This is a genomic window from Parafrankia discariae, assembly GCF_000373365.1.
GTDB classification, from domain to species: Bacteria; Actinomycetota; Actinomycetes; order Frankiales; family Frankiaceae; genus Parafrankia; species Parafrankia discariae.
Window position 1 is genome coordinate 134,844 of record NZ_KB891115.1, and the last position, 10,448, is coordinate 145,291.

The following is a 10,448-nucleotide window of genomic DNA, read 5'->3' on the forward strand; positions in this document are numbered from 1 at the left end:
ACAAGTAGCTCGGACACCAGCGGCATCGTTCACGGCGGGATGCGGTCTTACTGGACAGTAATGGCGGGGAGGTTGTCGACAATTTGCATCGTCTCCAAGCTGACCGTGACGATACGCGCAAGCAGGTCGACGATATACTTCGGATTTCGGACCTCGCGACCCCAGTCGTTGGGGTCATTAACGTTTCCCGACTTACCTTTATCCTCATCGACCCGATACCTGTCGATGATCCATTCGATTGCTGAGCGTGAGCCGAGCATGTAGCGGTGGGCATCCTCCGGGATCCCACCCAGTGTAATCCGGGAGTTGTAGACGATCGAAGTCTTGTCCTCGACCAACTTCTTCGTCTCCGGATCTCGCTTCTTCTTGAACGTCATCTTCTGGACGGCGAAGAACTCATACGGGTCGCCGACCGGCTCCACCTCCAGCCCATCGAGGGGGTACGGTGTTACCGACTCATATTCCAGATGGATCTTTGACAGCTCCCGGCCCGCCTCGACAAACGGCCATGGATCCATCACTAGCGGGATACGCGGCAAAATCTTCTTCAGATCAGCCGCGTAGGTCTCGCGATACTCCGGCGAGTGCAGCAGTCCATAGACGTAGAAGAAAATTTCATCTTTCGAGATCTTCGGACCATACGCCGCCTGAAAACGTCCCAATGCATGGTCGGAAATGTTATCTATCTTGCGATAGCCATCGATAACCTCCTCGTCACCGACCGCCATGTTGAGCATCCCAGCTTCCTCGTAGCGCCATCGAGGAAAGACCTGTGCCCCGTAGGAGTAGAAAGAAAGATCCGGGAGGTCCTTCACTGCCAAGATGGCAGGACTCGCCTCGATTCGCGGTGACACGATAACTGCAGCACAATTATGAGTATTCGGAGTCGGAAAGATATATCGAATCCGTCCGGGCACCTCATTTACCTGCGCAGAGAAGTAGAGGCGCTGCTTAGTAAACGGACGATACGCAGCAGTTCTAATCTTGCCGGGCGACCATTGAATTTTTTCCCCGCGTTCCGCCCTAGACCGGAGGCCTCGTGACCATTTTATTCGTGCCGGATCGTCAATTTTAGCCCCTCGTACAGCCTCACTGTAAGCCTCGAGCATTCGTCGCACGTTCTTGTCGACAACATCGGACGCCGACGAATACACCCACTTGTCACGGTTAGTGACAATACCATTTGACGAGAGATCAAAGATAGATGACGCCTCACCCGATAGTGTCATAAAATTGGAAGAATCACTTTGCCTCTGGTCAAGCCAGTCACCGTGGTCGTTTGGAGTGATCTTGATGGATTCAAGACCAAACATTGAACCAGCAGTAGCAATCTTGTCGAATTTTTGTTCTACGGATAGATAGTCACCGATATCGGCGTAATGAATAGTCGCCGGGCCAATCTTGTCTGGATTCTTGACAAGGAGCGTGATTGCAACTGGCGTACGACTACCGCCGCCAAATATTTTCCCACCCTCCTTGCGCGTCTGCTCACCAGCAGTACGATGATTCCCTCGGAGATTGTAAACATAGATCTCACTGAATTCATCAATCAGCGTCTTCCGCAAACCATCCGCACTGTTAGAATCCAGAAACCTGCCATTGGTCACATACACGACCACCCCCCGGTCGCTGATTCGCAAGGTGGCCCACTTGATAGCCCGAATATACGAATCGTAAAGAGTCCTTTTCGAGGTCGCGTTCGACCGCGCAGCATATGTGGACTCGATCTGCCGGTCTAGGGATGGGTAAACCTCGTTCTGGTTGTCGTCGTTGGCCGACTCCTGTCCCGCAGAATATGGCGGGTTTCCCACGATGACTGTGATGGGGAGCCCTTTGAGTCTCTCAAGGCGCTCATTGTTCTCCGGAAAGATCTTGAGGTCGGGGCGATCGTCGTCTTCCCAGGACTGGAAGGTATCGGTGAGGATTAGGCCGGGGAAGGACTCGTACTCAACCTCTGTTGAGACCGCCGCGCTAGCCTCATCCCCAGCAAACTCGTCCCGTTTAAGGCCCATGTATGTGGTCTCGATGTTGACTGCCGCGATGTAGTAGGCCAGCAACAGGATCTCGTTGGCGTGGAGCTCCTCGGCGTATTTTCTGAAGAGATCTTGAGGTTTGATCAGACCAAGCTCGAGCAGCCGCACTATGAAGGTGCCAGTGCCGGTGAAACCATCGAGGATGTGGACACCCTCGTCGGAAACTGACTGACCGAACTCTTTCTTCAGCACTTCGTCGGCCGAGCGCAGGATAAAATCGACAATCTGCACAGGAGTGTAGACGATGCCCAGTTTGTCAACGGTTTTCTTGAAGGCTGTGGCGAAGAAGGTATCGTAAAGACGACGGACGAGTTCCTGACGACCCTCACGATCTTTAACGTCGGCAACCTTGCGGCGAACGGAGTCATAGAACTTGTGGAGTGACTCGTTCTCTGCCTCGAGGTCATGCTGGTCGAGTACAGCCAGCATCTTCTCCATCGTTTGCGCAACGGGGTTGTTGTTGAGGAAGTCATCGCCCGCAAAGAGCGCATTGAAGACCGGACGTGTGATGAGGTGTTGCGCGAGCATCTCGACGGCCTCGGCTTCGGTGACGTTCTCATTGAGATTTCCTCGGATGCCGTGGAGAAACTCGTCAAACCTCTCACGGACGCCGGTCTGAGGATCCGTGAGCAGCGCGGCAATGCGGGTGATCTGACGCTCCGCGATGGAGGCGACGTCTTTAGCCCAGTCGGTCCAGTACTCTCGGGAGCCGACTTTCTGGACGATCTTGGCGTAAATAGAGTCGCGCCACTGGTCGAGGTCAGGGAAGACCAGGTCTAGGGCACCTTGATCGCCCCATGGCTTTTCGCCGCCGACGCCGATGATGTTGACCTTGGTATCGCGTGCCTTCGATAGCGAGATCCGATTGACGAGCGCGTCGAAGCGATCGTCGTGGGCACGGAGCGCCTGAAGGATCTCCCATACTACGGCATACCGCTTATTTTCCTTTAGCCCTTCCTCTGGCGTCATACCGGATGGGACACCGATGGGCAAAATTATGTAGCCGAACTTCTTTTCCCCGTTAGGGTCGAGGCGCATTACGCGGCCAACCGACTGGACGATATCGACAACTGACTTGCGTGGCGAGAGGAACATGACGGCGTCGAGGGCGGGTACATCGATGCCCTCGGAGAGGCACCGGGCGTTGGTCAAAATTCGGCAGACACCGTCCCTGGGCTCCGCGCGCAGCCAATCCAGCTTAGTGTTGCGCTCGAGAGCGTTCATGCCTCCGTCCACATGCTGGACGGTGCACTTGAGCGGGTTACTGCCGTCGGGCTGCTCCTGGTCGGTGGCACCCACGTAGTAGTCAGTGACCGCCTGGAAAAGGTCCTCGATCCGCTTGGAATCTTTGATGTTGCCTGCGAACGCGATCGCGCGTCGCATCGGGCGGGCATCCGGCTCGAAGCTATGCTCGAGCTTTCCGCGCTTGGCTAGACCGTTCCAGCAACCGACGATCTTGGCGGCGTCATCGAGCTTGAGTTCGTTGCCGTCGTCGGAGAGCTGCATCTGGAAAGTGCGTGCAACCGACTCCTCGTCCACGGTCAGCACGAGCACCTTGTAGTCCGCGAGAAGGCCCTGCTCGACAGCTTCGCCGAAGCCGAGGCGGTGGAACTCCGGGCCGAACAATTCCTCGTCGTCCATCGATGCGAGCACGGCATTAGCATCGCCGGCCTTCGTCTTCGACGAATCGTCGTAAATCCGTGGTGTCGCGGTCATGTAGAGTCGCTTCCCAGCTGGCAGGAAGGCGTCGTTGTGCACCTTCACGAAGGTCGACTCATTCTCCCCGGCCAGGGTCGTGCCCGTCGTGCGGTGCGCCTCGTCAGCAACGATCAGATCAAACTCTCTGAGGCCCTGCTGGGCCTGGGCGACGACGTCGATCGATTGGTAGGTCGAAAAGACGACCGTCATGCTGTTGGTCTCCGCCTCGGCGTCCTTTATCCTCTTCTTAAGCTCCAAGATATTAGTTGTGGCCGGTAGTGCGAAGTCAATTGTTGAGATGTCCTCGTAGGCATCGTCCTTCTTCTTCCGGGCGGTCGACTTCGCGTCGGAGCAGACCGCGAGTGCCCGGATCTGGAGTTCGGAGTTGTCGATCCACTCACGGACGGTCTGCGAGAGCAAATTGATGCTCGGTACGAGGAAGAGCACCTTGCCGCCAGCACCAACGTTGCGCTCGGCGATCTTGAGACTAGTGAAAGTCTTGCCCGTGCCGCAGGCCATGATCATCTTTCCACGGTCGTGCTCGCCGAACCCGGCCTCGATCTTCTCGATGGCGACCTGTTGGTGCTTGCGCGGCGCCTTCTGCGACGCGAGAGTCATCTGGTCGGGCTTGTCGAGCGAGAAGATCGACCAGTCGACGCGAGAGGCCTCAAGATCGGCAAGGCCGATACGGCGGACCGGGATCAACTGGTTCTTGATCGCGTCTTCGGCGTTGGGGTTCCACTTGTCCGAGGTAGAGATGATGATCCGCGCGCCGTACTTCGCGTGCCCAGAGACGGCGAGGAAGGAGTCGATCATCGGCTTGGTGACGTACGTGGACGGGGCGAAAAACTTGCACTGTACCGCGACGTCGTGGCCGGTGTCCTTGTCTCGGGCCACCAAGTCGATGCCGGTGTCGTGCTGGCCGTTGTTGTCGGGGTACTCGCTCCACAGCCAGACGTCGGCGAACTGATCGGCGAAGACCGGGTCGATCTTGAGGTAGGCCTTCATCAGACGCTCGAACTTCGCGCCCTTGTCGGTCTCCGAGATGGAGGAGGCGCGTAGTTGATCAAGAACGTCGTAGATCGTCGTCGGCATAGGGACTATTCTTTACTTCCACTTCGGCCAGCTGACCAGCGGCCGACCCTCAACGAAAGAGGACTGAGTGGGGGGTCTCCAGTCCGGGGGCGGTACCAGCGCGGTCGCCGCGTCAGCGCACTCCGGTTGCCAGCGGTTCCGCCTGACCGATCCGTTCCTCACACGCAAGACTCGCAAGGCGCTAGCCAAGCACATCGGCCACGAGGACGTCCGTGCTGGCATCCCGGAGGCACGGTGGATGCGGGCAATGACGTTCGAGTCGCTGGTGCACTCCGAGAAGTTCGTCTCCGAGCTGCTCACCAAGACCATCGGCCAGCTCGGCCTCGACCGCCCGAAGGCCATACGCCGCGTCGACTGCCGAGGGGGCGTCACCAACACCGCGAAGGCCTTGGCTGCCGCGCATCTCAAGGCTAACTTCGCCAGCGAGGCCACCATGCTTATCGCCCTAGGTGTGCCCTACCTACGCCTCGAGGGCGAGTCGGTGACCGCCGTGCTCCCCGACTTCGCGATCGTCGCCCCGCGCCTCGACGGGTCGAGGACGGTTGGCTCCTGGCTGATCATGGGTGACGCCAAGGACTATGAGCGGATCCGGTCGCGGATCGACGACAACCGCATGCTGAAGGGATTCCTCCAGGTCGCACTGGGCGCCGAGTCGGCCTCCAGCTGGAGCCAGCTACCGAAGGGCATGGTGGTGCACCGGTGCGGCGCCTTGGCGGTGCCGCGCAACGCCTTCCTGCAGCCGGAGGCCGTGGTGGAGGAACTCGACGACCATCGGGCGGAGGTGCGCGGACGCGCGCTCGAACGGCTCGACGAGAAGAAGAAGTTCGGTGACGACCACCCGACCGAGGACGAACTGGCGGGCTACGTCGCCCACCTTGTCGCGACCTTCAACCCGGCCTCGTGCGCCTCCTGCAACCTCTTCTCCTACTGCCGTGATGAGCTGCGCGCCTCCACCACACCAACCGACCTACTGATCGAGGTCGGCATCGCCCCCAGCCTGCGGCCGCTGCTTGCCGGGATCGTCGACGGCACGGGCGTCGTCGGCCAGGCGCCGGCCGCGGTCGTCCACCAGGTCACCGCGACCCTGGAGGGTCAGCCGGTGCGGCTGGCGCGGAAGCGGGCCGACCCGTGTGGGCTGCCTGGAGCGATCATTGTCGTGATCGCGAAGTCCGACTCCGCGGCGCTCGGGATACACGGCATCGCGGTCCGGCTCGGTGACGGTCCCTGGGAGCGTCGCATCTTCCTCGAGCCACAGGCCCCGACCGCGCGGCGTGGTGCCATGGCACTCATCGGGAAGGCCATCGCGACGGCCCGGGACGCCAAGGCCCTGCCGATCCACCTGCTGGCGCCCGACGGCGCCACCGCCGACGTCCTCGTCTCGGCCGCCGACTCGGTCGCCGGGGTCGAGCTGAGCCGGATGCGCTGGCAACGCGACCTCGACATGGGGCGCGAGGCGCTGACCTTCGACGGCACACCAGCAACCCTCGCCGATCCGCTCACCGAACACGAGCGGCTGGCAGTCGCCTTCCTGCTAGAGGAGGACCGCTCGCGCGCGCTCGCCACCCGCACACCCATCGTTGAACTTCGCAAGGTGCTCGCCTCCCATCTCGTGCCCGGTGGGCCGACGATCGACGCCTTCCGCCTCGACTACCTCGTCCACTGGGCGTCGGCGATCGAGCCGCTCGCGCATCGACAGGTCTCCGACGAGATCGCGGAGCTCCCTCACACCCCCGGCGCCCGCCTTTCCAACGCTGAGTCCGATGCAATCCACACCGCCCACAGGAGCCGCGGCGACGATCCCGCTCACTACCGTGCCCTCGTCGAGGCAGCACTCGCCTACAAGATCGAGACCGCCGAGCGCGCTCTGGCCGTGCTCGAAGGGCTCCCTGTCTCGGTCCTCCGGGATATCTACGAGCTGATCGAGTGGCAGTCACAGGAGGTCTGGTGGCGGCGCGTCTCGCTCCAGGCACTCGACCTGGTCCGATTCGGCCGGACCACAGTCTTCTGGCGCAACGTCCAGGTCGACCTGATGGATAAGGACCAGGCCTGCGCGCTCCAGCTTGCCTATCTCGCCGATTACTCGTACGCCTCCGACCGGGCACTCGACGCAGGCGTCGCCGAGCTCTCACTTGCTACCGTCGTCGCACTCGACCCACCTCGCCTCGAGGTGGCCTCGAGGCGATTCGGGGACGGCACGAAGGCCGTCGCGCTTCACCTCAACGCCGAGCCTCTCGTCGAACGGCCGACGACCACTGTCAAGATTCAGGCCGGCTCGTTCAAGTTCGGTCAGTTCTCCGCCGGGCCGCTGACCAAGGATGATGATCCTGGCCTCGTGTGGAGCCCCACCGTGCCGCTTAACCTCGCCGTCGGCGACGAACTCGTCCTTGCCAATGTCGAGTGGTTCGGCGGTCTCCAACGCACCGGGCACGAGTTCACTGTCGTACGCCCGCCGGTCGATGAGTTGTCGGCTCCCAAAGCCAGTTGCGCCCCGACGTCGTACATCGCCGAGCCAGACAAGCACCGCTGGTGTTGCCGCCCACACTCGGCTGCCGAGGCGGAGACCGCTGACTACCTTGCCGGACAGCGCGCCGCCGGGAAGATGAACCCGGAGGCGTGGCCCCCGCTCGTAGACGAGGAACGGTTCGATGTCGGCGGCGACGCCCCGCCGGAGTTCGCCGACACGGCACCGTTTGACCACCTGACGCCGGACGACCTCGGGGACTGATATGATCATCGAATTCACCGAGCCGGCGCCGCTGCCCAAGGGACGCCACCACGCAGCCGCCGCCCAAGAGAACACCGACGCAGCCAGCCAGGCCATCTGGGCCCTGTCCGATGCGCTGGCCGGCACCAAGGACTACGACAAGATCCTGCTCCGGGCCGCCGCCGGCGCGGGTAAGTCAGTCCAGCTCCGACGGATGGTCATCGACGCATTAGCCCACCCGGCGTGCGTCCGGGTCGGCGTGACAGCTTTTCAAAACCGTCAGGTGTGGCCGTTGGCGAGATCGCTCGGGGACAGGTTCGGCCAGCCCCACGTCTGTCTCCTGGCGAGCAAGAAGATCCTGCCCGACATGCCTGAAGAGGTGAAGCTGGCCGCGACCGTGGTGACGAGCGCCAAGGACATCCCGACGGAGGCACGCATCGTCCTCGGCACCGCGCATCGCCTCGGCGCACCGGCGGAATACAACCGGGTACTCGGCCAACTCGGCCCGGCCGGCAACGACAAGACGCCATTCGACGTCCTCTTCGTCGACGAGGCCTGGCAGATGGCGCTCTTCTTGTTCTCCCGGGTACAGGGCTACGCGCCAATCGTGGTCGGCGTCGGCGACGTAGGCCAGCTGCCTCCGATCGACGCAACCGCCAACCCGTTCCGGGGCGATCCCGGCTACAACCCCTACCGCGCCTGGCCGACGGCCTACGAGAAAGCGCCAACGACCTTCGCGATCGACCTACCCGCGGTCTGGCGTCCGCACGGCAACCAGATCGGGCTCTGGCGGGCCTTCTACCGCGAGTGGGAACAGCTCGACTGCGTCGCCAGACCCGAAGATCGCGCGGTCGTGCTACCGCCGCTCAGCGGGTCCGCATACGACGTGTGGTCTGCGGTCGCCACCGGACATCCGACGCTCCTGGAGGTCGACAGCCTGGACGACCCCGAGGCCCCGGACGTCGACAGGCCCCTCCTTGAGGTCGTCGAGGACCTGCTCCTTCCACTGCTCGAGGGCGGTGTCGAGGTGGTCGGCACGGACTACAAGGACGACGGTCGTCCCGGGAGCCGGTGGAACGTGCGCTCCTCGGCCCCATCCGGAGATCCACTTGTCGTCATCCTGGCTACGCGCAACGCCGCGGTGGACGACGCCCAGGACCTCGTGGAGCGGCTCACCGACAAGCTTGGCCTGCCCGACGGCGTACTCCTCGCGTCCACGGTCGATAAGTGGCAGGGCCAGACCAACCGCATCACTATCGCCATCCACCCGCTCTCAGGCGCCGACGCGCTCGACGATTTCAATTCGCAGTTCGGCAGACTCGCCGTCGCATGCACCCGCGCCACACATGGCCTGCTGATGGTCACCCGGTCCGGACTCGACAGACTGCTTGCTGAGGCCCCCGCTAGACCCGGTACTCCTCTCGGCGAGCCAGGCACGCGATCTCTTCCCCGGCAGACACACCAGCGGATCCTCGACTCGTTCAGCCGGGGACGCTTTTTTGTTGAACTTGGTAACAGCGCAGCTCCTCGACGATAGCGGCTGTAGTTTTCGTGAAATCTTCCTCGATGCGGATGAGTTACCCTGCCGGGAGAATCGGAGACGGGGGCGTTCAATCAACGGCAGCTACATCGAATCTTTGAAATCTGTGACACCTACGACGCGCCCGAAAATCCACCTTCTTACATTTTCCGAAACCAGACTCTAGGGTGGGACAGTACGATCTTTTCGCGAGGAGAGGAGACCAATACCACCCACTTCCAGTGGGATCAGATTTCCACTAGATAAATGCGCATATCAGCGTCACAAATAAAATGGCTCTCGATGAGACCTGCCCACAGAGAGCCATTTCCAAACCGATCTAACTTAGCGTGGCCGCCGTTTCTCCAGCCACTCATCTACCTCTCGACGATCGAAGCGGATATATCTTCCAACCTTGTACGCAGGCGGCCCCTCCCCCATGGATCGCCACTTGTAGATGGTGTTGACGGGTACACCGAGGTAATCGGCCAGATCACGAACGGTCCATAGTCTCTTCTCGTCGGCGTTCAAACCCGGGGCCGATGCGCCCGGCAGCAACATGCTCATCTACTTTCTCCGTCCCGTCACGTGGTTGATCAATCAGGATCGATGCTGCACTGGAGCCACACAGGATAGCCACTCTCAGTAACACAGGGGTTAGTCGGGCTAGCGGTGACCGGAGGGGTCGAAGGAGCGCCAATCGGCCGACTTCAAGACTTCCGCGTGGGTGTTCGCTAGACGCTAACTCCCAGCTCAGCGGCGGTCTTGGCCACTAGATGTACTGCTAGAACTAGCAGGGGCAGACGCTAGGGCTAGCGGCTATCCGCGTCGGGCACCACCTGTGGTTCCGTTACGTTCCGCGATGGCCGCGACGATCTGGGAACGCTCGACGCCGCGCCGGTTGGCGCCCTTTCCCTTGGCTGTGGTGCCCCACACCTGGATTGTGGTGATGCCGTACGGGCGCAGTGCCACGGCGAGTTGCTCGGAACCCCATCCGGCGTAGGAATCCGGACGGACATCGGCCAACCGGGAGACGATCGTTTCAGACCAGACCTTGGTCTCGGATTCGGGGATAACGGCGAGCACGTCCGCCAGAATGTTCGGAGTTCTGTCGGCAATCACCGGAACTAGTGCCGCATCCGTGAAGGTTTGCCCGTTGTGAGGGCGCGCCGGGTCGGGTCCCGCAGAGGCCTGGCTGTCCGGCTGATGATCTGTGGTGTGGCGGAACGGGTGCGGGTCCGGGAGATCGATCCGGACGAGGGGCAGCGGCTGTTGCGGATCGTGCGCCGTTCGTCGGGGTCGGTGGTGACGTGGCGGCGGGCGCAGATGATCCTGCTCTCCGCGCAGGCCATGACCCCAGGCAAGATCGCGGAGGTGACGTTCACGTCCGAGGACCGGG

The 10,448-nt window shown here is 61.6% G+C and carries 5 protein-coding genes and 1 pseudogene; 3 read left to right on the forward strand and 3 right to left on the reverse strand.

Annotated features, from left to right (window positions below; all coding sequences use genetic code 11):
- Positions 1-47: 47 nt before the first annotated feature.
- Positions 48-4,826, reverse strand: coding sequence for a DEAD/DEAH box helicase (locus B056_RS0105650; protein WP_018500927.1), 4,779 nt, complete (start codon positions 4,824-4,826; stop codon positions 48-50).
- Between the two features lie 247 nt (positions 4,827-5,073).
- On the opposite strand from B056_RS0105650, the gene B056_RS0105655 reads away from it, so the two are divergent.
- Together B056_RS0105655 and B056_RS35290 are read left to right on the forward strand one after the other, a co-directional pair.
- The gene (locus tag B056_RS0105655) at positions 5,074-7,551 is read left to right on the forward strand and encodes a hypothetical protein (RefSeq protein WP_230202834.1); all 2,478 of its coding nucleotides are present in this window, start codon (positions 5,074-5,076) and stop codon (positions 7,549-7,551) included.
- A 1-nt stretch (position 7,552) separates the two neighbouring features.
- Positions 7,553-9,067, forward strand: a complete 1,515-nt coding sequence (locus tag B056_RS35290) for a DEAD/DEAH box helicase family protein (protein ID WP_018500929.1) — start codon at positions 7,553-7,555, stop codon at positions 9,065-9,067.
- 327 nt (positions 9,068-9,394) lie between these two features.
- Here B056_RS35290 and B056_RS40255 read toward each other — a convergent pair whose 3' ends face one another.
- Together B056_RS40255 and B056_RS0105670 are read right to left on the reverse strand one after the other, a co-directional pair.
- Complete coding sequence (locus B056_RS40255) at positions 9,395-9,616, reverse strand: helix-turn-helix domain-containing protein (protein WP_084647098.1); 222 nt, start codon at positions 9,614-9,616, stop codon at positions 9,395-9,397.
- A gap of 252 nt (positions 9,617-9,868) precedes the next feature.
- Positions 9,869-10,171, reverse strand: a complete 303-nt coding sequence (locus tag B056_RS0105670) for a hypothetical protein (protein WP_026239371.1) — start codon at positions 10,169-10,171, stop codon at positions 9,869-9,871.
- A gap of 96 nt (positions 10,172-10,267) precedes the next feature.
- Here B056_RS0105670 and B056_RS0105675 point away from each other — a divergent pair.
- Positions 10,268-10,448, forward strand: a pseudogene (locus B056_RS0105675) (IS630 family transposase); the annotation flags it as partial.